This window comes from Pseudomonas sp. G34 (assembly GCF_031119625.1).
GTDB lineage: Bacteria > Pseudomonadota > Gammaproteobacteria > Pseudomonadales > Pseudomonadaceae > Aquipseudomonas.
Genome location: NZ_JAVHZV010000016.1, coordinates 159,917 through 181,345, shown reverse-complemented (window position 1 = coordinate 181,345; position 21,429 = coordinate 159,917). Strand labels below are relative to the sequence as shown.

General features: G+C 65.3%; 15 protein-coding genes. 10 read left to right on the top strand and 5 right to left on the bottom strand.

Annotation, left to right across the window (positions count from 1 at the left end):
- Positions 1–2 precede the first annotated feature (2 nt).
- The 3 genes from kdpC to kdpA are packed head-to-tail and all read right to left on the bottom strand — an operon-like array spanning position 3 to position 4,374.
- On the bottom strand, positions 3–596 hold the full coding sequence (gene kdpC, locus QYS36_RS10830) for a potassium-transporting ATPase subunit KdpC (protein ID WP_308839485.1): 594 nt from the start codon (positions 594–596) through the stop codon (positions 3–5).
- A 22-nt stretch (positions 597–618) separates the two neighbouring features.
- Entirely contained in the window at positions 619–2,670 is a 2,052-nt protein-coding gene (gene kdpB / locus QYS36_RS10825) for a potassium-transporting ATPase subunit KdpB (RefSeq protein WP_374990442.1), read from the bottom strand.
- A 12-nt stretch (positions 2,671–2,682) separates the two neighbouring features.
- Positions 2,683–4,374, bottom strand: a complete 1,692-nt coding sequence (kdpA, locus tag QYS36_RS10820) for a potassium-transporting ATPase subunit KdpA (protein ID WP_308839483.1) — start codon at positions 4,372–4,374, stop codon at positions 2,683–2,685.
- Positions 4,375–4,799: 425 nt separating this feature from the next.
- Between kdpA and putA the strand changes: the two genes are divergently transcribed.
- The 3 genes from putA (at position 4,800) to QYS36_RS10805 (ending at position 9,963) form a co-directional block, all read left to right on the top strand.
- Positions 4,800–7,976, top strand: a complete 3,177-nt coding sequence (putA, locus tag QYS36_RS10815) for a bifunctional proline dehydrogenase/L-glutamate gamma-semialdehyde dehydrogenase PutA (protein WP_308839482.1) — start codon at positions 4,800–4,802, stop codon at positions 7,974–7,976.
- A 182-nt stretch (positions 7,977–8,158) separates the two neighbouring features.
- On the top strand, positions 8,159–9,649 hold the full coding sequence (putP, locus tag QYS36_RS10810; protein WP_308839481.1) for a sodium/proline symporter PutP: 1,491 nt from the start codon (positions 8,159–8,161) through the stop codon (positions 9,647–9,649).
- Between the two features lie 101 nt (positions 9,650–9,750).
- Entirely contained in the window at positions 9,751–9,963 is a 213-nt protein-coding gene (locus QYS36_RS10805; RefSeq protein WP_308839480.1) for a VF530 family protein, read from the top strand.
- Between the two features lie 87 nt (positions 9,964–10,050).
- On the opposite strand, the gene QYS36_RS10800 is transcribed toward QYS36_RS10805, so the two are convergent.
- Positions 10,051–13,161: a transglycosylase domain-containing protein gene (locus QYS36_RS10800; protein WP_308839479.1), complete on the bottom strand. Its 3,111-nt coding sequence runs from the start codon at positions 13,159–13,161 to the stop codon at positions 10,051–10,053.
- Between the two features lie 168 nt (positions 13,162–13,329).
- Between QYS36_RS10800 and QYS36_RS10795 the strand changes: the two genes are divergently transcribed.
- Positions 13,330–14,151 carry an aldo/keto reductase gene (locus QYS36_RS10795; protein ID WP_308839601.1) on the top strand — a complete coding sequence of 274 codons (822 nt, stop codon included), beginning with the start codon at positions 13,330–13,332 and terminating at the stop codon, positions 14,149–14,151.
- Between the two features lie 195 nt (positions 14,152–14,346).
- On the opposite strand, the gene rapA is transcribed toward QYS36_RS10795, so the two are convergent.
- Positions 14,347–17,190 (bottom strand): RNA polymerase-associated protein RapA, encoded by a 2,844-nt coding sequence (gene rapA / locus QYS36_RS10790; RefSeq protein ID WP_308839478.1) that lies wholly within the window; start codon positions 17,188–17,190, stop codon positions 14,347–14,349.
- 175 nt (positions 17,191–17,365) lie between these two features.
- Between rapA and QYS36_RS10785 the strand changes: the two genes are divergently transcribed.
- The 6 genes from QYS36_RS10785 to QYS36_RS10760 all read left to right on the top strand — a co-directional run bounded on the left by QYS36_RS10785 (position 17,366) and on the right by QYS36_RS10760 (position 21,294).
- On the top strand, positions 17,366–17,662 hold the full coding sequence (locus tag QYS36_RS10785) for an aspartate-semialdehyde dehydrogenase (protein WP_308839477.1): 297 nt from the start codon (positions 17,366–17,368) through the stop codon (positions 17,660–17,662).
- A 5-nt stretch (positions 17,663–17,667) separates the two neighbouring features.
- On the top strand, positions 17,668–18,285 hold the full coding sequence (locus QYS36_RS10780; RefSeq protein WP_308839476.1) for an alpha-ketoglutarate-dependent dioxygenase AlkB: 618 nt from the start codon (positions 17,668–17,670) through the stop codon (positions 18,283–18,285).
- A complete protein-coding gene (locus QYS36_RS10775; RefSeq protein ID WP_177430838.1) occupies positions 18,282–18,443 on the top strand; it encodes a hypothetical protein in 162 nt (53 codons plus the stop codon). Before QYS36_RS10780 ends, QYS36_RS10775 begins: the two co-directional genes overlap by 4 nt.
- 354 nt (positions 18,444–18,797) lie before the next feature.
- Positions 18,798–18,914, top strand: a complete 117-nt coding sequence (ccoM, locus tag QYS36_RS10770; RefSeq protein WP_308839475.1) for a cytochrome c oxidase subunit CcoM — start codon at positions 18,798–18,800, stop codon at positions 18,912–18,914.
- 204 nt (positions 18,915–19,118) lie between these two features.
- Entirely contained in the window at positions 19,119–21,104 is a 1,986-nt protein-coding gene (locus QYS36_RS10765) for an FUSC family protein (RefSeq protein ID WP_308839474.1), read from the top strand.
- Positions 21,091–21,294: a DUF1656 domain-containing protein gene (locus tag QYS36_RS10760; protein ID WP_027909621.1), complete on the top strand. Its 204-nt coding sequence runs from the start codon at positions 21,091–21,093 to the stop codon at positions 21,292–21,294. The genes QYS36_RS10765 and QYS36_RS10760 overlap by 14 nt, the downstream gene beginning before the upstream one ends.
- Positions 21,295–21,429 lie beyond the last annotated feature (135 nt).

The window sequence follows — 21,429 nt, the reverse complement described above, 5'->3', positions numbered from 1 at the left end:
CGTTACCTGCTCCTGGCGTCGTCGAGTGCCAGGTTGAGCCGCAGCACATTGACCCGTGGCTGCCCGAACAGCCCCCATTTAGGCCCCTCCGTGTAGGTTGCCACGAAGGTTTGTACCTGGCTTTGCGGCATGCCGCGTTCACGCGCCACACGAGCGACCTGGATCTGCGCTGCCTCGGGGCTGATATGCGGGTCCATGCCGCTGCCAGACTGGGTAAGCAGATCGCCAGGTACAGCGTGCGGATCGACGCCCTCCTGGCCGGCGGTCACGGCGCGCTGCTCGTCGATGCGTTGGCGCATGGCAGGGTTGCTGCGGGCCTGGTTGCTGCCGGCCATGGCCATCGGATCATAGCCGGCTGCAGAGGGACGCGCCCTGAAATAACCTGGGCTAGCGAATGGCTGAGCCACCCACGCGGAACCGATGATGGTGCCGTTGCGCTCGATGATGCTGCCGCTCGCCTGCTGGGGGAACAGGCTGTTGCCGATGCCTGTGGAGACCAGCGAATAGCTCAGGCCGAAGCCCAGCAAACCGATCAATGCCAAGACGCAGGCTGGACGCAGCAGATTGCCCAGGGGCGCAGTCGTTTCATTCGTCATATCGTTCACCCAATGTAGTCGTCTAAACGCCGATGCTTGCCGACAGCAGCATGTCGATCAGTTTGATGGCCGGAAACGGCAGCAATACGCCGCCTACCCCGTAGATCAGCATGTTGCGACGCAGCAGCGCCGTGGCATTGGCTGCCCGTACGCGTACCCCGCGCATGGCCAGCGGAATCAGCAGCGGAATGATCAGGGCGTTGAAGATCAGTGCCGAAAGCACCGCATTGGTCGGGCTGGACAGCTGCATCAGGTTGAGCCCGGCCAAGGCTGGAATCGCTCCCGCGAACAGGGCAGGCAGGATGGCGAAGTACTTGGACACGTCGTTGGCCAGGGAGAAGGTGGTCAGCGCGCCGCGCGTGATCAATTGCTGCTTGCCCACCTCCACCACGGCCAGCAGCTTGGCTGGATCCGAGTCCAGGTCGACCATGTTGCCCGCTTCCTTGGCGGCCTGGGTGCCCGAGTTCATGGCCAGGCCGACATCGGCCTGGGCCAGTGCCGGCGCATCGTTGGTGCCATCACCGACCATGGCCACCAGGTGGCCGCGCTCCTGCTCCTGGCGGATACGCGCCAGCTTGTCTTCCGGGCGGGCTTCGGCGATGTAGTCATCGACGCCCGCCTCGGCGGCGATGGCCGCAGCGGTGAGGGGGTTGTCACCGGTGATCATCACGGTGCGGATACCCATGGCCCGCAGCTTGGCGAACTTCTCCTTGATGCCATGCTTGACCACGTCGCTGAGTTCGATGACGCCGAGCACCTGGCGACCGTCGGCGACCACCAGCGGCGTGGCGCCCTTGCGTGCCACCTGATCGACCAATTCCTGTAGCTGCGGCGGCACCGAGCCGGACACCGCCAGCACGTGGCGGCGAATGGCATCGATCGCGCCTTTGCGAATGCTCCGGCCGTCGAGCATGTCAAGGCCGGACAGACGACTCTGCGCGCTGAAGGGAATGAAAGTGGCGTCCTTGGGCGCTTCATCGCTCACGCCGTTCTGGCGCGCCAGCTTGACGATGGACTTGCCTTCCGGGGTCGGGTCGGCCAGCGACGACAGCAGCGCAGCTTCCTGCAGGCGGCTTGGCTGCATGCCCGGCAGGGCATGGAAATGCGTGGCTTGGCGGTCGCCATGGGTGATGGTGCCGGTCTTGTCCAGCAGCAGGACGTCGACGTCACCGGCGATTTCCACGGCCTTGCCCGACTTGGCCAACAGGTTGGCGGACAGCGCGCGGTTCATACCGGCGATGCCGATGGCCGGCAACAGGCCGCCGATGGTGGTCGGGATCAGGCACACCAGCAGCGCGATCAACAGCAGCGGATCGATCTGGATACCGACGAAGGCGGCGATGGCGGGCAGGGTGATCACCACGATCAGGAAGGTCAGCGTCATGGTGGTCAGCAACAGGCCCAGGGCGATTTCGTTGGGCGTCTTCTGTCGATTGGCGCCTTCGACCAGGGCGATCATGCGATCCAGGAAGCTGTTACCCGGCTGGGCGGTGACCTCGACGATGATCTGGTCGGACAGCACCTTGGTGCCACCGATCACGCCGGAGCGGTCGGTACCGGCCTCGCGCAGCACCGGCGCGGATTCACCGGTGACCGCCGACTCGTTGATGCTCGCCAGCCCCTCGATGATCTCGCCATCGGCGGGAATGATTTCGCCTTGCGCGACGATCAGCAGATCGCCCGGGCGCAGTTCGCTGGCCGCGATGCGCTGTGGCTCGCTGCGCTCGTTCAGGCTTTTCAGGCGGCGGGCGACGAGATCCTTGCGGGCCTTGCGTAGCGAGTCGGCCTGGCCGCGTCCGCGGGCTTCGGCCACGGCCTCGGCGAAGTTGGCGAACAGCACCGTGACCAGCAGCAGCAGGGTGACGCTCCAGCCGATGGCAGGCGTGCTCTTGCCCAGCAGGGTCAGCACGGCGCAGAGCAGCGTGCCGACCCAGACCACGGCCATCACCGGGTTCTTGAACGCGTTATTCGGCGCAAGCTTGCTGAAGGCCGCGAGCACGGCGCTTTTCACGCCGGCGGCGTCAAGCAGGGCCGGGCGCTTGGCGTTAACGGAATGTTGGGTCATCTGAGTCATGTGAAATCAGCCTCAACGGGTGATGAACTGCAGGTGGTCGGCCACGGGCCCCAGCACCAGCACGGGCATGAATTGCAGCAGGGTGAGAATGGCGATGATGGCCATCAGCGTCAGGGCGAAGGTCGGCGTCTCGATCTGCAGGGTGCCGGGGCCTTCGGGCGTCACCCGTTTGCGTGCCAGCATCGCGGCGATGATCAGCGGCAGGATCAGCGCCGGGTAGCGGCCCAGGATCAGGGCCAGCACGCAGCTCAGGTTCCACCAGTAGCTGGCATCGCCCAGGCCCTCGAAGCCCGAACCGTTATTGGCGAAGGCCGAGGTGTACTCGTAGAGCACCTGGCTGATCGCGTGGGCGCCGGGGTTCGAGTTGCCGGTCAGTTCGGGGAAAAGCAGGCTGACGGCGCTCAGGCCGAGGATCACCAGTGGCTGCAGCAGCACCAGTACTGCCAGGCATTTGACTTCCGGGGCTTCGATCTTGCGCCCCAGCAGCTCAGGGGTGCGGCCGGTCATCAGGCCGGCCAGGAACACGCTCAGCAGCAGGTACACGAGAAACTGCTGCAGGCCACAGCCGATGCCGCCCCAGATGCCGTTCACCAGCATGTTGGCGATGGTCACCATGCCGGTCAGCGGTGCCAGGGAGTCGTGCATGGAATTGACCGAGCCGTTGCTGGTCTGGGTGGTCAATGCGGCCCACAGGGCCGAGGCATCGGCGCCGAAGCGCACCTCCTTGCCCTCCATCAGGGCGATGTCGCTGCTGCTCGCCGAATGGCCCTCGGACCACAGGGCAATGCCGGCGGACATCAACGACATGCTCAGCATGCAGCCGAAGATCAGCGCGCTGAGCCGGGCCCGCCCGGTAAAGTCACCGACCATGAAGACGATGGCCACCGGTAGCAGGATCAGCGCCAGGGTTTGCAGCAGGTTGCTCACCGGCGTCGGGTTCTCCAGCGCCACCGAGCTGTTCGGGCCGTACCAGCCACCGCCGTTGGTGCCCAGCTGTTTGGCGGCGACCATGGCGGCAACCGGGCCGAGGGGAATTTTCTGCTCGCTCATCTGCGCAGCGCCATCGAGCGGCGTGGCCTTTGGCCCGCCATCGAGCGTGGCGGGAACACCCTGGGCGGTGAGCAGTACCGAGAGCAGCAGGCACAGCGGCAGGAACAGGCGGATGGTGGGGCGGATCAGGTCGGCCCAGAAGTTGCCGACAACGGCTGGTTGGCTGCGATCGGTTTGCTGACGGCCGCCGAACAGCCCGCGCAGCGTCGCCACCACCAGCGCCAGGCCCATCATCGGGGTGATCACCTGCAGGCCCACGATGGCGGTCATCTGCGATAGATAGGAAAGCTGCGCCTGCCCGGCGTAGTGCTGCTGGTTGGTGTTGGTCAGAAACGACACGGCGGTGTGCAGCGCCAGGTCCCAGCGCATGTTGGGTGCCGCGTTGGGGTTGAGTGGCAGCCATTGCTGGCTCATCAGCAGCATCCAGACCAGCAGGCCGAGGATCAGGTTGCTCAACAGAAACGCGCTGGCGTAGGTTTTCCAGCTCATGCCCTGGGCGGGATCAATACCCAGCAGGCGGTAGAGCGGGCGCTCGATGACCGCGAATAGGCGATCACCGCGCATCGGGGCGCCGCGCATGATGGCCGCCAGATAGCGACCCAATGGCCAGCCCAGCACGATGGCCAAGCCGAAAACGAACAGAAATTCAGTCATGATCCTTGCCTGCGATGCCGAAATGGCGACGAGCGTATTGTTGGATCGATGGCCGTAAAGTCTCCATTCAGCTTGGCCGGCACGGCATAAAATAATCGTAAAAACGCTGCGGGCCATGGCCTGGCAAGGTCAGCTTTTTTGGGCTGTGGCATCTTTCGCGCTGAGGTTGCGGGGCGGGGTTTCGTCATCCGCCCACGTGCCGCGGCGGTCGTCGATCGCCGGCTGGGTGAGCCGCCGGCCCGCTGCCATACCCGGTCTGGAGGTTTTCGCAAAAACTCCAGAGTTTTCTGCAAGAAACCGCCGGCCATCTGCCTCTACATTCCGCCATCCGCTTCTGCACGCCGGGGATCGCCAGATCGTCGTAGCTGGGCTAGACCCGAAGCAGGGGTACCCCCATACATAATCCCTACAAGAGGATGGGCGTGATGTTCAAAGCCAGCCAGGTCCTGCAGCCGGAGTTCCTTGCGCGAATCTCTGCAGGAAAGTCCGCCGATTTCTTTCCCGCCATCAGTGCCAACTACAACGTTGACGAAGCCGCGTACCTCGAGGAGCTGCTGCAGCTGGCCGACCCCGGCGCTGCTGGTATCGACAGCGTTCGCCAGCAGGCGCGCAGCCTGATCCAGGACGTGCGCGGCCGCGACAATGCGGTCGACACCCTCGATGCGTTGCTGCGCCAGTACAGCCTGGATACCCAGGAAGGCCTGATGCTGATGTGCCTGGCCGAGGCGCTGCTGCGCGTGCCGGATGCCAGCACCGCCGATGCGCTGATCCGCGACAAGCTCAGCGCCGCCGAGTGGGAGCGGCACCTGGGCAAGAGCGACAACGTGCTGGTCAACTTCGCGGCCTGGGGCCTGGTGATGACCGGCAAGGTGGTCGACCCGCAAGCCGCTGACGGACGCCCGAAGAAGGTGCTTGGCCGCCTCATCCAGCGTTCCGGCGAGCCGGTGATCCGCGCGGCGATGAACCAGGCCATGAAGCTGATGGGCAAGCAGTTCGTGCTCGGTCGCACCATCAGCGAAGCGCTGAAGAACGGTCGCCCGGAGCGCGAGAAGGGCTACACCTATTCCTTCGACATGCTTGGCGAAGCGGCGCTGACCGCCGAAGACGCCGAGAAATACATGGCCGACTACCGCAAGGCCATCGACACCGTGGGTGCCGAGCCGCAGGTCGGCCCGGGCCCGAAGCCGTCGATCTCGATCAAGCTCTCCGCGCTGCACCCGCGTTACGAAGTGGCCCAGCGCGAGCGCGTGCTGACCGAGCTGTTCGCCAACGTGCGCGAATTGGCCATCCGCGCACGCAAGCTCAACGTCGGTATTTCCGTGGACGCCGAAGAGGCGGATCGCCTCGAACTGTCCCTGGAACTCTACGAAAAGCTGCTGCGTGATCCGGCCGTGGCCGGCTGGGGCGAGTTCGGCCTGGTGATCCAGGCGTACTCCAAACGCTGCCTGCCGGTGCTGGTGTGGCTGACCCTGCTGGGCAAGGAACTCGGCGAGAAGATGCCGCTGCGCCTGGTCAAGGGCGCTTACTGGGACAGCGAGATCAAGCAGTGCCAGGTGTGGGGCCTCGACGGCTACCCGGTGTTCACCCGCAAGGAAGGCACCGATACCTCCTACCTGGCGTGCGCCCGCTACCTGCTCAGCGAGTTCACCCGCGGGGTGATCTACCCGCAGTTCGCCAGCCACAACGCCCACACCGTCAGCTGCATCCTGGCCATGGCGGCCGAGCAGGCGTCGCCGCGCGAGTTCGAGTTCCAGCGCCTGCACGGCATGGGCGACGCGCTGTACGACACGGTGCTGGAGAAGCACCGCAAGACCGTGCGCATCTACGCGCCCGTAGGTGCCCACAAGGACCTGCTGCCGTACCTGGTGCGCCGCCTGCTGGAGAACGGCGCTAACTCGTCGTTCGTGCATCAGCTGGTCGACCCGAGCGTGCCGGTCGAGTCGCTGATCGATCACCCGGTTACCCAGCTGCGCAAGTTCTCCAGCCTCGCCAATAACAAAATCCCGCTGCCGCCTGCGCTGTACGGGGCCACACGGAAAAACTCCCAGGGCATCAACATGAACATCCAGAAATCGCTGACCGAACTCGAAAACCTCTACCGTCCGCAGCTGGATCGCCAGTGGCAGGCCGCGCCGGTGATCAACGGCCAGACCCTGAATGGTGAGGCCCAGGAAGTTCGCTGCCCTTATGACCTGAACAAGCTGGTCGGCACCGCCCAGTTCGCCACCGCCGCCCAGGCCGCCCAGGCGCTGGATGGCTTGAGCGCCGCCTGGCCGAAGTGGAACGCTGTCGCTATCGATGAGCGCGCAAGCATTCTCGAGCGCCTCGCTGATCTGCTGGAAAGCAACCGTGCCGAGCTGATGGCGCTGTGCACCGTGGAAGCGGGCAAATCCATGCAGGACGGCATCGATGAAGTGCGCGAGGCGGTGGACTTCTGCCGTTATTACGCGCAGCAGGCGCGCCTCAAGCTCGGTCGTGAAGAGCTCAAGGGGCCGACCGGCGAGCGCAACGAGCTGTTCCATGAAGGCCGCGGCATCTTCGTCTGCGTGAGCCCGTGGAACTTCCCGCTGGCCATTTACCTGGGCCAGATCAGCGCTGCACTGGTGGCCGGCAACGTGGTGCTGGCCAAACCGGCCGAGCAGACCAGCCTGATCGCCGCCCGCGCCCTGGAACTGATGTTCGACGCCGGCCTGCCGAAGGACGTGATCGCCTTTCTGCCCGGTGACGGCGCGACCCTCGGTGGCGTGTTCTGCCGCGACCCGCGCGTCGCCGGCGTGTGCTTCACCGGCTCCACCGACACCGCACGCATCATCAACCGCCAACTGGCCGAGAAGGACGGCATGATTGCCACCCTGATCGCCGAGACCGGCGGCCAGAACGCGATGATCGTCGACTCCACTGCGCTGCCCGAGCAGGTGGTCAAGGATGCCGTCGGTTCGGCCTTCACCAGCGCCGGCCAGCGTTGCTCGGCCCTGCGCGTGCTGTACGTGCAGCGCGATATCGCCGACCGGGTGATCGACCTGCTCAAGGGTGCCATGGCCGAGCTGAAGATTGGCCCGACCCACTTGCGCGAGAATGATATCGGCCCGGTGATCGACGGCGAAGCCCGTGATGGCCTGCTGGCGCATATCAATCAGTTGAAAGGCGAGGGCAAGCTGATTGCCGAAGCCTCGCTGCGTGGCGATCTGAACGGTCACTTCATTGCCCCGGTGGCGTTCGAGATCGCTGGCATTCATGAGCTGAAGAAAGAACAGTTCGGCCCGGTGCTGCACGTGGTGCGCTTTGATGCCGCCGATCTGGAGAAGGTGGTCGCGGCCATCAACGCCACCGGCTATGGATTGACCCTTGGCATTCACAGCCGAAACGAGGAAACTGCCGCCCGCATCGAAGCCCTGGCGCGCGTCGGCAACCTCTACGTGAACCGCAACCAGATTGGTGCGGTGGTCGGCGTACAGCCGTTCGGCGGTTGTGGCCTGTCCGGTACCGGCCCGAAAGCCGGTGGCCCGAGCTACCTGCTGCGCTTCGTCAACGAGCGCACCACGTCGGTGAACACCACGGCGGTGGGTGGCAACGCCTCACTGCTGTCGCTGGGCGACGAGTAATCACGAACGGGCGGGAATCATCAGGTTTCCGCCCGTTTTGCTAATTGGGGCTGCTGCCCCGAATCGGTAACGCCATCTGTAATAAGAAGAATGGCGTATCTGGAGCACGACCGTAGTCGTGACGTGCCAACTGGGCCGGGTTAACCCGGTTCGAATAAAAACAAGCGAGAGGGCATTCCCCAATGACTGCAAGCACTCCCATGCTGGTCACCTTCGTGGTCTATATCCTGGCCATGCTGCTGATCGGTTTCATTGCCTACCGTGCGACCAAGAACTTCTCCGACTACATCCTCGGTGGCCGCAGCCTCGGTAGCTTCGTCACCGCGCTGTCCGCCGGCGCCTCGGACATGAGCGGCTGGCTGCTGATGGGCCTGCCGGGGGCGATCTTCATCGCCGGCATCTCCGAGAGCTGGATCGCCATTGGCCTGATCATGGGCGCCTGGCTGAACTGGCTGTTCGTGGCTGGCCGCCTGCGGGTGCACACCGAGCACAACAACAACGCGCTGACCCTGCCGGACTTCTTCACCCACCGCTTCGAAGACAACAGCAAGCTGCTGCGCATCTTCTCGGCACTGGTGATCCTGGTGTTCTTCACCATCTACTGCGCCTCGGGCGTGGTAGCCGGTGCGCGCCTGTTCGAGTCGACCTTCGGCATGAGCTACGATACCGCCCTGTGGGTCGGTGCCGCCGCGACCATCGCCTACGTGTTCATCGGCGGCTTCCTGGCGGTCAGCTGGACCGATACCGTGCAGGCCACCCTGATGATCTTCGCGCTGTTGATCACCCCGGTGTTCGTGATCCTGGCGCTCGGTGACTTCGACGCCGCCATGGCCACCATCGAGCAGGCCAACCCGGCCAACTTCGACATGTTCCGTGGCCTGTCCTTCGTCGCCATCATCTCGCTGCTGGCCTGGGGCCTGGGCTATTTCGGCCAGCCGCACATCCTGGTGCGCTTCATGGCCGCCGATTCGGTCAAGTCGATTCCGGCGGCACGGCGTATCGGCATGACCTGGATGATCCTCAGCCTGGGCGGTGCGGTAGCCGTCGGCTTCTTCGGCATCGCCTACTTCGCCAACAACCCGATGCTGGCCGGCCCGGTCGGCGAGAACAGCGAGCGGGTGTTCATCGAACTGACCAAGATCCTCTTCAACCCATGGGTTGCCGGCCTGATCCTGTCCGCCATCCTGGCGGCGGTGATGAGCACCCTGAGCTGCCAACTGCTGGTGTCCTCCAGTGCCCTGACCGAAGACTTCTACAAGGCTTTCCTGCGCAAGGATGCCAGCCAGACCGAACTGGTCTGGGTCGGTCGCGCCATGGTACTGCTGATCGCCCTGGTGGCCATCGGCATCGCCTCCAACCCGGACAGCAAGGTGCTGGGTTTGGTGTCCTACGCCTGGGCCGGTTTCGGCGCGGCCTTCGGCCCGGTGGTGATCCTCTCGCTGGTCTGGAAGGGTATGACCCGTAACGGTGCGCTGGCCGGCATGGTCGTTGGTGCGGTCACCGTGGTGGTGTGGAAGAACTTCATCGGCCTGGGCCTGTACGAGATCATCCCGGGCTTCATTCTCGCCACCCTGGCCATCGTCGTGTTCAGCAAGATCGGCAGCCCGGCGACGCCGACCATGGTCAAGCGTTTCGACGAGGCCGAGAAGGAATACCAGGACGCGCATCTCTGATCGCGTTTCGGTAAGCCGTTGCTCAAAAGGCCCGGACAGTTGTCCGGGCCTTTTCGTTAGCGTCGTCTGGTAAGCTGCCGCGCCGCGATAGGGAGAGACCCATGAGCACATCCAAAGACCCGCTGCACGGCCTGACGCTACAGGCCATTCTCACCGATCTGGTCGAGCACTATGGCTGGGACGGTCTGGCCCAGCGCATCGATATCCGCTGCTTCAAGAGCGACCCGAGCATCAAGTCGAGCCTGACCTTCCTGCGCAAGACGCCCTGGGCGCGGGAGAAGGTCGAGGCGTTGTATGTGAAGTTGAAGCGCTAGGCAGCGACTGATCGGCGGCTTTGTTGTGGGAGGGCGCCATGCGCCCGAATCGCGGGCATGGCCCGCTCCCACAGGTGATCGGCTGATCTAATGCACCACCTGCGCCGTCTGCTGCTGCGGTGGCGGTGCGCACAGGGTGCGGGCGCCGGTTTGCAGGTAGGGCGCCAGGATCGGCTGCATGCCCTTGAGCACCTGCACCGGCAGCGCCGAGGTGAAGCGGAAGTTCTCTGCCGCGCGGCCGGGCACGAAGGCGGTGAGGGTGCCGAAGTGATCCGGGCCGAGGAAGAACACGAAGGTAGCGGTACGGTTCTGCACCCGCGAACTGATCACCTGGCCGCCGCGACCGACGCTGGTCATGCGGTTGTCGCCGGTGCCGGTCTTGCCGCCGAGGGTCAGTGGGCTGCCGTCGGCCAGGGTGAAGGCGCCCTGCAGGCGCCGCGCGGTGCCGCCATCCACCACCTGTGACAAGGCCTCGCGCAGCACCGCGGCAACCTCGGGGGCCATCACCCGCTTGCCCGTTTCGAGTACATGGCCCAGGCGCGTGTCGTAAGGCGTGTCGCCGGCGAAGTGCAGGCTGTCGATGCGCACCGTGGGCAGGCGGAGACCATCGTTCTGGATGATGCCGATCAGCTCGGCCAGGGCCGCGGGGCGATCCCCCGAGCTGCCCAGGGCGGTGGCCAGGGACGGCACCAGGTACTCGAATGGGTAGCCCAGGTTCTGCCAGCGCTGGTGGATATCCAGAAAGGCCTCGACCTCCAGCATGATGCGAATGCGGCTGTCGCGGGCGCTCTTGTGGCGGCTCTTGAACAGCCAGCCGTAGACCTCCTGGCGCTGCTCGGCGCTGGCGGTCACGGCGTCATTGAACGAGGCCTGCGGGTGGTCGATCAGGTACTTCAACAGCCACAGCTCCAGCGGGTGTACCCGGGCGATGTAGCCCTGGTCCGGCAGGCTGAAGGCGCCGGGGCCGTAGCGCCGGTAGAGCTCGTTCATGCGCTTGTCGCTGATCCGCACGCCCGGCAGATGAGCCTTGATGAAGTTGCCGAAGGTGGCCTCATCGACCCCGGGCATCAGGTAGCGGTGCACCGCCGCCAGGCGCGTATCGGTCAGGCGCAGGCCGCCGATAAAGGTGTCCAGGCGCTCCTGGGCGGACTGGCCCTGGTACTTGCGCCAGAAGCGCAGCATGAAGGTGGTGCCTTCGCGGTCGGCGAAGCGGCTCAGGTATTCTTGGCGTCGCGGGTCCTTGTCGTCCTTGAGCAGTTCGGCGCTATTGCCCGGCGCCTGGTAGGTGCTGTAACGCACCAGGTCGCGCATCAGGCGCACGAACGGCAGGTTGATCGATTCGCGCAGCGACTCACGCAGGGTCGGCAGCCGGCCGTCGTCCTCACGGCGGAAGTTGCCAAAGGTATGCAGGCCGCCGCCGGTGAAGAAGCGCTCCGCGGGGCTGGCCGAATAGCGCCGTTCCAGCGCTGCATTGAGCATTCTGCTGAGGTCGGCGCCCGGGTTGCGCAGCAGGTAGTCGACCGCCCAGCGGCTGAGCAGGTCCAGGTCGGCGATGTCCTGGCCACGCAGCTGCGCCGGGCTCATGGCGGCCAGCCGGCCATGCAGTTCGGCGATCACTTCCAGGTAGGTGGCCATCACCCGCAGCTTGGCGGTAGAGCCCAGTTCCAGCTTGCTGCTCTCGTTGATGTCGAAGGGCTGATGGGTGTTGTCGGTCTGCACGCGCACCTGATTGCCGTTGGCCGTGCGCTCGAACAGGGTGAAGCTGTAGCTGACCTCGCCGGTCTTGCTGGGCGACAGCAGGCGATCGCCAAACAGGCCCACGCGCTCGGCGAACGCCGGGTCGGCGAGCTGTTCCAGATACAGGCTGATCTGTTGCTGCAGGTCGGAATTGAGGCTGGCGCGGGCTTGCAGATCGAGACGGTCGAGCTCGTAATAGGACAGATTGAGCAGCCCGGCCAGCCGTGCCCGCGCCATGCTGACGCCCTTGTCACTGTCGATGCGCTGCAGGTTGGGGTCGGTCTGCCAGTCGCGGTAGGTCACCTGCTGGGCCAGTGCCGCATCGCGTAGCCTGCTGTCCAGCACACCGCCGTTGGCCAGCAGGCGCAGGTGGCTGTCCACCAGCGCGGCCAGCTCCGCCCGGCCCTGGGCGAGGTAGTACGAGGGCCGGCGCTGGGCAATCATCAACGACAGCACCTGGCGCAGCGCCAGGCCACGTTCGGCCAGGCCCGCTTCGCTGGCCTGCTCGCTGTCGAGCAGGCCGTTGGTGGTGACGAAATCAACGCCAAACCAGATGCGCAGGCCGTCGGCCAGGCCATGCACTTCGCCATGGCCGGGGGCGGCCGAGAGTGGCACGCTGTTGAGGTAGTCGCGCACGATGTTCTGCCGCGCTTCGAGGGTCTGCGGGCCGCCCTGGTAGGCGCGCACGCTGGCGGAGACCATCTGCCGCAATTTCTCGGCGGGCGCATGGGTGATGCCGTCCGGCGAGTGACGGTATTTTTCCAGCTGGGTGGCCAGGGTGCTGCCGCCGGCGGATTGATCCTGCATGCCTGCGTACTTGCCGACCTGGGACAGCGCCGCCATCACGAAACGTGACCAGTTCACCGCCGGGTTGGCTTCGGCCGGCTCGGCGGCCAGCAACTGGCGGTCCTCGATGAACAGCAGGCTGCCGACCACCAGCGGCGGGATGGCCGCGAAGCTGGTGTAGCGCTGGCGTGGGTTGCGCACGGTATAGAAGGGCGTGCCGCGGCAATCCTCGATGTTCACGCCGGTTTGCGCCTTCTCGGCAAAGGGCGGGAAGAACCCGCGCTGTGTGTAGTCGCTCAGGGCCGGGGAGAAGCGGGCTTGCTGCAGCACCTCGAAACCACGGCTCTGCAGGCGCTCGATGAAGGTCGGCAGGCGGCTGTAGCCCTGGCGCTGATCGAAGGGGCCATTACCGGGATAGACGATGGCGTCGCTGGGGCCGTCCTTGACCTCGTAGGTGAGTGTGGCCGCGTAGCGGCTCAACTCGGTCGACTGGAAATGGGCGGTGCGCAGTTCGAAGACCGCCAGCCCGCTGACTCCCATGAGCCCGAGCAACAGCGTCGAGCCCACCACCCAGCGCACGCGATGCTTGCCGGGCCGGGGTTTGCGCGGCACCGCGGTCGCGACCTTATGTTCGCGAGCAGGCGGTGCGGAGTCGGATCGCCATAGTGCGCCCATGGTTGACTGGCCCTGGCTTGTCCTTTCCTCACAGGGTAGCCGCTCAAGCACGCGCTGTCCGACCGATCGGTCAAAAAAAGCCAGTCTTTACATACGCCTAGGTTTGTATCGTTGGCTTGAACCTGAGCCATGGGGGCGGGTCAGGATGCAATCACTGGAGGAAGCATGATGCGCACACTCGAATTGGCCGGCGTTCAGGTGCCGGTGATAGGCCAGGGCACCTGGCGCATGGGCGAAAACCGCGATCGGCGTAAAGATGAAGTCGCCGCGCTGCGTGAAGGTATCGAGCGCGGTTTGCGTGTGATCGACACGGCGGAGATGTATGGCGAAGGCGGCGCCGAGGAGGTGGTCGGCGAGGCGCTGGCCGGCCAGCGCGATCAGGTATTGCTGGTCAGCAAGGTCTACCCGCACAACGCCAGCCGTACGGGCGTCGCCGCGGCCTGCGAGCGCAGCCTCAAGCGCCTGGGCACCGAGCATATCGACCTGTATCTGCTGCACTGGCGTGGCCAGTACCCGCTGGCGGAAACGGTGGAGGCTTTCGAACGCCTGCGCGAGCAGGGCAAGATCGGCCGCTGGGGCGTGTCCAATTTCGACCTGGATGATCTGCAGGAGCTCGGCGATTCGGCCTGCGCCACCAATCAGGTGCTCTACAACCCCGAGGAGCGTGGCGTGGAGTTCGACCTGTTGCCGTGGCAGCAGCGCCAGAACATGCCGTTGATGGCCTACTGTCCACTGGGGCAGGGCGGTGCGCTGCTGGCCGATGCCGCGCTGCACCAGGTCGCGCAGCGGCACGGGGTGACCAGCGCCCAGGTCGCCCTGGCCTGGGCGCTGCGCCAGCCCAACGTGCTGGTGATCCCCAAGGCCAGTGACCCGCGGCACCTGGCCGAAAACGCCGCGGCCGCCGAGCTGCAGCTCAGCGCCGCCGACCTGCAGGCGATCGACAGCGCCTACCCGGCACCGACGCGCAAGCAGCGGTTGCAGATGGTTTAGGGCGTTTGCAGAAGAGGGCGAGCGAAGTCATTGAAGAGGCGGGGAAACCCTGATGGGTTTCGCCAGCCTCAGTGGGAGCGCGCCATGCGCGCGACAGCTTCGCGGGCATGGCGCGCTCCCACAAGTTAGCTCAATCCCCAGGATGTGGCTGAAACCCATCAAATGGCGATGGGCTCCACCTACCTCCGACTTGTCTCAACCGGCGACCAGCACCCGAATGGCTTCCAGGCGCAGGGCGGCCTTGTCGAGCATGGCCAGGCCTTGCTCACGCTGCTCGCGCAGGGCGTCCACTTCGCTGTCGCGTACACTTGGGTTGACCGCTTGCAGGGCGCTCAGGCGGGCCAGCTCTTCGTCCAGTTCGGCAGCCAGGCGGCGCTTGGCCTCGGTGACGCGTTCGACATGGCGCGGCGCAATCTTGGCTTCGCCAGCGGCGATCTTCGGCGTCAGGGCATCACGCTGGGCCTGCACGAACTTGTTGGCGCTGGCGCGGGGCACCGCTTCGAGCTGGTCGTTGAGGGTATCGAACGAGACCTTCGAGGCCAGGTCGTTGCCGTTGCCGTCGAGCAGGCAGCGCAGCGCGGCCGGCGGCAGGTAGCGGCCCAGCTGCAGATTGCGCGGCGCCACCACCTCGCTGACGTACAGCAGCTCGAGCAGTACGGTGCCGGGCTTGAGGGCCTTGTTCTTGATCAGTGCCACCGAGGTATTGCCCATCGAGCCGGAGCGCACCAGGTCCATGCCGCCCTGCACCATGGGGTGTTCCCAGGTGAGGAACTGCATGTCTTCGCGCGACAGCGCCAGGTCGCGGTCGTAGGTGATGGTCACGCCTTCGTCGTCGCCGAGCGGGAAGCTGGCATCGAGCATCTTCTCGCTGGGGCGCAGGATCAGTGCGTTGTCCGAATGATCTTCGCTGTCGATGCCAAAGGCGTCGAACAGCTGCTCCATGTACATCGGCAGGGCGAACTGATCGTCCTGCTCGAGGATCGCTTCGACCAGCGCCTCGCCTTCACCGGCGCCGCCGGAGTTGAGCTCCAGCAGGCGGTCGCGACCGGCGTGCAGCTCGCCTTCCAGGCGCTTGCGCTCGGTGGTGGCTTCGTCGATCAGCGCCTGCCACTGGCCGTCGTCGGCATTTTCCAGCATCGGCAGCAAGCGGCTGCCGAACTGGTGCTGCAGGGCATTGCCGGTCGGGCAGGTGGCCAGGAAGGCGTTCAGTGCGTGGTGGTACCACTGGAACAGACGCTCTTGCGGGCTGTTTTCCATGTACGGCACGTGCAGCTGGATCTTGTGCTTCTGGCCGATCCGGTCGAGGCGGCCGATACGTTGCTCGAGCAGGTCCGGGTGGGCGGGCAGGTCGAACAGCACCAGGTGGTGGGCGAACTGGAAGTTGCGGCCTTCGGAGCCGATTTCCGAACAGATCAGTACCTGGGCGCCGAACTCTTCGTCGGCGAAGTAGGCGGCAGCGCGGTCACGTTCGAGGATGCTCATGCCTTCGTGGAACACCGTGGCCGGGATACCGGAGCGCACGCGCAGGGCGTCTTCCAGGTCCATGGCGGTTTCGGCGTGGGCGCAGATCACCAGCACCTTGAATTTCTTGAGCATCTTCAGGGTGTCGATCAGCCATTCGACGCGCGGGTCGAAGCGCCACCAGCGCTGGTCTTCCTCGATATCGGCCTGGCCCTGGTAGCTGACTTCCGGGTACAGCTCGGCATGCTCGCCCAGCGGCAGCTCCATGTACTCGTCCGGGCTGGGCAGCGGGTAGGCGTGCAGCTCGCGGTCGGGGAAGCCTTGTACCGCGGCGCGGGTGTTGCGGAACAGCAGGCGGCCGGTGCCGTGGCGGTCGAGCAGCTCGCGTACCAGGCGGGCGCGGGCGTCGCTGTCGCCACCGTCGGCGGCGTCGAGCAGGTCGCGGCTGTCATCGCCCAGGAAGCTGCCGATGGCGTCGCGGGCCTGGGCGCTCAGCTGGCCCTGGTCGAGCAGCTCCTGCACGGCCTCGGCCACCGGTTGGTAGCTGGCGCTCTCGGCGCGGAAGGCTTGCAGGTCATGGAAGCGATTCGGGTCGAGCAGGCGCAGGCGCGCGAAGTGGCTGTCCTGACCGAGCTGTTCCGGGGTGGCGGTGAGCAGCAGCACACCGGGAATCACTTCGGCCAGTTGCTCGACCAGGCTGTATTCGCGGCTGGCCTTTTCCGGGTGCCAGACCAGGTGGTGGGCTTCGTCGACCACCATCAGGTCCCAACCGGCGGCGAACAGCGCGTCCTGGGCCTTTTCGTCCTCGCACAGCCACTCGAGGGCGACCAGTGCCAGTTGTGCATCTTCGAACGGGTTGCTGGCATCGCTTTCGATGAAGCGCTCGGCGTCGAACAGCGCCACTTCCAGGTTGAAGCGTCGGCGCATTTCCACCAGCCACTGGTGCTGGAGGTTTTCCGGCACCAGGATCAGCACCCGGTTGGCGCGGCCGTTGAGCAGCTGGCGATGGATCACCAGGCCGGCTTCGATGGTCTTGCCCAGGCCCACTTCGTCGGCCAGCAGCACGCGCGGGGCGATCCGGTCGGCCACTTCACGGGCGATGTGCAACTGGTGCGCGATGGGTTGCGCACGTACGCCGCCCAGGCCCCACAGCGAGGACTGCACCTGCTTGCTGGTGAATTCCAGGGTGCGGTAACGCAGCGAGAACCACGGCAGCGGGTCGATCTGCCCGGCGAACAGGCGGTCGCTGGCCAGGCGGAACTGGATGAAGTTGGACAGCTGGGTTTCCGGCAGGGTGACGGCCTGGTTCTTGGCGTCGAGGCCGTGATAGACCAGCAGGCCATCGACGTCGTCGACTTCGCGTACGGTCAGTTTCCAGCCTTCGAAGTGGGTGATCTCGTCGCCCGGCGAGAAGCGCACGCGGGTCAACGGCGCATTGCGGGCCGCGTACTGGCGGGTTTCGCCGGTGGCGGGGTAGAGCACGGTGAGCATGCGGCCGTCCTGCATGAGGATGGTGCCCAAGCCCAGTTCCGCTTCGCTGTCGCTGATCCAGCGTTGCCCCGGTTGATACTCCGCCATGCTGCCTGTCTCCACCTGTAAAAAAGCCGGCTATGTTACCGCAGGGCTAGGCTGAGCCAAAGGTGCATCACAGCTGTTTTGGCACTTACCGACGCCGGTCCGGTCAGACAGTGTAGTAACGCAGCCGTAAAGTCGCCCGCCGCGCTGCCGATAAAGCTGCAAAGAGAGGTCATCTATGTTGCCGCCGATTCCTCACAGCCTGGTTCCGGTTACCGCCCAGCAGGACGTGGTCAAGCCGCGCCCGGAGATCGCGCCGGTGACGCCGACTGCCGAGACGGCCCAGGAGGATGCGGTCGGCCTGGAAAAACGCCATCCCCAGGAAGTGGAAGAACGTTTGCGTGAGGAGCAGCGCCGCCGCCAGCGGCGTGGTTACACGGCCGCCGAGTTGGCCGAGGGCGAAGTCGACGAGGCGGATGAACCGGCCATCGACCAATTGCCGCGCCAGGGTCTCTGGGTGGACGTCGAGGTTTGACGCGCGTGGAGGCTCGGCAGGGCGGATTGTTCGACCAGGCGGCGCTGCAACTGGCGGATGCCGAACTCAGCTATCGGCCTGCCTGGATCGACAGCGCCACGGCCGATCACTGGCTGCAAACGCTGGTCGAGCAAACGCCCTGGCAACAACCCGAGGTGCAGCTGTTCGGCCGTCATCATCCGGTGCCACGCCTGCTGGCCTGGTATGGCGACAGCCACGCCAGTTACCGTTATTCCGGCATGACCCACCAACCATTGCCCTGGACACCCTTGCTCGCCGAGATTCGCCAGCGCCTGGTCGACGCACTCGGCCAGCCGCTCAATGGCGCGCTGCTCAACTACTACCGCGACGGCCAGGACTCCATGGGCTGGCACAGCGACGACGAGCGCGAGCTGGGAACCGAGCCGCTGGTGGCGTCTTTGAGCCTGGGCGGCGCGCGGCGCTTCGACTTGCGCCGCAAGGGGCACACGCGTATCGAACATTCGCTGCAGCTCGAGCACGGCTCGCTACTGGTCATGAGCGGCCAGACGCAGCATCATTGGCAGCACCAGGTGGCCAAGACGCGCAAGCCCTGTGCCCCTCGCCTGAACCTGACGTTTCGTCTCATCCGGACGCCGCTATGAGCAATGATGTGAAACTGATCGACTTCGCCGCAGAGCGCGACAAGCGCATTCATGACCTGCGCGACAAGAAGCTCGAAGAGATGCGCAATGCCTTCGAGCAAGCCCTGCCGCTGCCCAAGGGCAAGAAGAAGCCCAAGAGCAAACCGAAGAAACGCTAGGAACCTGCTCAGCGTCCTTGAGCTGGATTTCATCGATTTCGGCTGCAAAGTGGTGTTAGTGATCCGGTCGCGATCTCGTGGGAGGGGCCGGGCGGTGACCCGCTTTAGCCGCGAGCCCTTCGCACATCAAAAGCTCGCGGCTGAAGCCGCTCCTACCAATAGAACACGCTGCTCAGCGCATTGCTGCGTATCTGTCTGCGCGGCCCCAGACCTGTCTAAATTATTGATGCAGATCAGTCGCTGTCTGGCGCTGACGTTCGCTCGTGCCTGGCACTTGACCTGGGTCAATGGCGGGCTGCGCGTGGCTGTTAAGGTAGCCCCATACCCGAGCAACAACAGATGCAAGGAGGCAGCATGTTCCTGGATGTGGTGGTTCTGGCCGGTATCGGCACTGTTGGCCTGATGATTCTGTTTGGCGTCGGGTTCACCTATTTCGTCTGGAAGGATGCGACCAAGAAAAAGCCGCAGTGATATCCAGGCTCACGAGCACGCAAGGCATTGGGGCGACTTCGGTCGCCCTTTTTTTCGTCTGCATTTCGGTGTCCTGCTGGACCTGAGACGCAGGCGATGGCTGGACAGTACATGCTTAGCTAGCTAATAATTCGCCCCCTGCACGGAGGCGGAACCCTTTGGCTGCGGCTATGTTCAGAGCTGAGACGTTTTCAGGTAAGCACCGTGCGTGATTCTTTGCTGGCGTTCATTGCGCCGAGCACTCAAGCCCTGCAGTTTGCGATCAAGACCCTGCTTGGCGGCGGTCTGGCGTTGTGGCTCGCCCTGCGTTTGGGCCTCGAGCAGCCGCAGTGGGCGTTCATGACCGCCTTTATCGTCGCCCAGCCGCTCTCCGGCATGGTGGTGCAGAAGGGCCTGGCGCGCCTGCTCGGCACCCTGGTCGGCACCTTCATGGCAGTGGTGATGATGGCGTTGTTCGCGCAGATGCCGCTGCTGTTCGTGCTGGCTTTCGCGCTGTGGCTGGGCCTGTGTACGGCGGCCTCGACCATGCTGCGCAGCGCCTGGTCCTATGCCTTCGTGCTGGCCGGTTACACGGTGGCGATCATCGGCTTGCCGGCGATTGGCAAGCCCCAGGTGATCTTCGATGAGGCCATCGCCCGTTCCACGGAAATCTGCCTGGGTATCGTCTGCGCCACCCTGAGCAGCGCACTGCTGTGGCCGCAGCGGGTCGAGCGGCAGCTGGCGCAACAGGCGCGCGATGCCTGGCAGACCGGCCTCAAGGCGGCGCGCCAGGCGCTGACCGGCGAGGAGGAGGCGCGCCAGGGCCTGCTCGAAGCCTTGGCACGTATCGTTGCCGTGGACGCCCAGCGTGAGCACGCCTGGTTCGAGGGCGAGCGCGGTCGCCAGCGCGCCATCGCGCTACGGGTGCTGAGCCGTGATCTGCTGGGCGTGCTGCGCCTGGCGCGTGGCGTGGCGCGCCAGTGGCGGCAGTTGAGCAGCCTCGAGGCCGAGGCCGTAGCGCCCTGGCTGCAGGAGGTGGACGAGCGCCTGCAGGATGACGCGAGTGACCGGGCGCAGCTGATCGAGCGCCTGCGCCAGGCTGCAGCGGACGACGAGCTCAACGGCGGCCAGCAGCTGTGCCTGGAGCGTATGGCGGTACTGCTCATGCGCATCGAGGACGCCAGCCGTGCGCTGCTCGCCGTCGAGCAAGGCAAGGCGCCGGCGGATGCACCGCGGGCGCTGTCCTGGCATTACGACTGGCAAAGCGCGCTGGTATTCGGCTCCCGCAGCGCGCTGGCATTCCTGACCCTGGCGAGCTTCTGGCTGGCCACCGGCTGGACCCATGCCACTGGCGCCATGCTGCTGGCCTGCGTGGTCTGCAGCCTGTTCGCGCGGCTCGAGGCGGCGCCGCAGATCGGCATGATGTTTTTGCGCGGCATTCTCTACGCGTTGCCGGTGGCGTTTTTCGTCGGGCAGATTCTGATGCCGCAGATCGACGGTTTCGTGATGCTCTGCATGGTGCTCGGCGTGCCGCTGTTCTTCGGGGTGCTGGGCATGGCCAAGCCGCCGATTGCCGCCACTTCGACCGCCTTCTGTCTGCATTTCATCGTGCTGTGCCTACCCGCGCCAGGTGTCGGCTACAACGTCGAATTCTTCCTCAACGAGGCGCCGGGCATGCTCATGGGCGTGGCCGTGGCGGTGATGGCCTTTCGGCTGGTGGTGCTGCGCAACCCGGTGTGGCACGGCCGGCGCCTGGTGCATGCCATGCTGGTCGACCTCGGCCGGCTGACCCGTCGCGATCTGGGCCGTGCGGAAAACTGGTTTGGTGGGCGCATGGCCGATCGCCTGCTGCAGTTGGCGCGGCATTACCCGGCGCGCCCGGATCAGGCGCGCAGCCGCTGGGACGAGGGCGTGGCCGGCCTCGACCTGGGCGACGAACTGCTGCACCTGCGTGCCTGCCTGGCCAGGGCCGATGCCGGCCTGGCGCGCTCGCAGCGGCGCTTTCTGCAGCGCCTCGATGATGCGCTGCAGCGCGGCCCTGCGCCGGGCCGCGAGGACGACCTCGACGCACCGGTGGCCGAGCTGCAGCAAGCCCTGCGCGCCTGCACGCCGAGCATCGACAAACGCCTGGCCGAGGCCGCGCTGTTGCAATTGCAAAATGGCTGGCGCCACTGGTGTCAGCTCAGAGGAGATACATATGGGCTTGCATGAATGGTCGCTGGGCGGCGTATTGCTGAGCCCCATGGCGGCCTACGCGGTATTGGCGCTGTTGCTCACCGGCGTGGTACGCCTGGGCCTGCAGCGCGTGGGACTGGCGCAGTGGATCTGGCACGAAGCGCTGTTCGACTGTGCCCTGTTCGTTTGCGTCCTGGCGGCCGTGATAGCTGTCCTGGCGACTTAAAAGCTTGCCAGCATCTGCTGCGCGTCGGCCCTGCTGCGTTAAAACCAGGGTCGGAATGCTCATTTACAAACTCGTAAACTCGCTTTCTCGCCTGCTTTGACCAGCCGGAGGCTGTTACTAACGTAGCGCCTTGCA

Excerpts from the sequence above, each read along its gene's own strand:
- kdpC (WP_308839485.1), bottom strand. The coding sequence starts at position 596 with ATGACGAATGAAACGACTGCGCCCCTGGGCAATCTGCTGCGTCCAGCC.
- kdpB (WP_374990442.1), bottom strand. The coding sequence starts at position 2,670 with ATGACTCAGATGACCCAACATTCCGTTAACGCCAAGCGCCCGGCCCTG.
- kdpA (WP_308839483.1), bottom strand. The coding sequence starts at position 4,374 with ATGACTGAATTTCTGTTCGTTTTCGGCTTGGCCATCGTGCTGGGCTGG.
- putA (WP_308839482.1), top strand. The coding sequence starts at position 4,800 with ATGTTCAAAGCCAGCCAGGTCCTGCAGCCGGAGTTCCTTGCGCGAATC.
- putP (WP_308839481.1), top strand. The coding sequence starts at position 8,159 with ATGACTGCAAGCACTCCCATGCTGGTCACCTTCGTGGTCTATATCCTG.
- QYS36_RS10805 (WP_308839480.1), top strand. The coding sequence starts at position 9,751 with ATGAGCACATCCAAAGACCCGCTGCACGGCCTGACGCTACAGGCCATT.
- QYS36_RS10800 (WP_308839479.1), bottom strand. The coding sequence starts at position 13,161 with ATGGGCGCACTATGGCGATCCGACTCCGCACCGCCTGCTCGCGAACAT.
- QYS36_RS10795 (WP_308839601.1), top strand. The coding sequence starts at position 13,330 with ATGCGCACACTCGAATTGGCCGGCGTTCAGGTGCCGGTGATAGGCCAG.
- rapA (WP_308839478.1), bottom strand. The coding sequence starts at position 17,190 with ATGGCGGAGTATCAACCGGGGCAACGCTGGATCAGCGACAGCGAAGCG.
- QYS36_RS10785 (WP_308839477.1), top strand. The coding sequence starts at position 17,366 with ATGTTGCCGCCGATTCCTCACAGCCTGGTTCCGGTTACCGCCCAGCAG.
- QYS36_RS10775 (WP_177430838.1), top strand. The coding sequence starts at position 18,282 with ATGAGCAATGATGTGAAACTGATCGACTTCGCCGCAGAGCGCGACAAG.
- ccoM (WP_308839475.1), top strand. The coding sequence starts at position 18,798 with ATGTTCCTGGATGTGGTGGTTCTGGCCGGTATCGGCACTGTTGGCCTG.
- QYS36_RS10760 (WP_027909621.1), top strand. The coding sequence starts at position 21,091 with ATGGGCTTGCATGAATGGTCGCTGGGCGGCGTATTGCTGAGCCCCATG.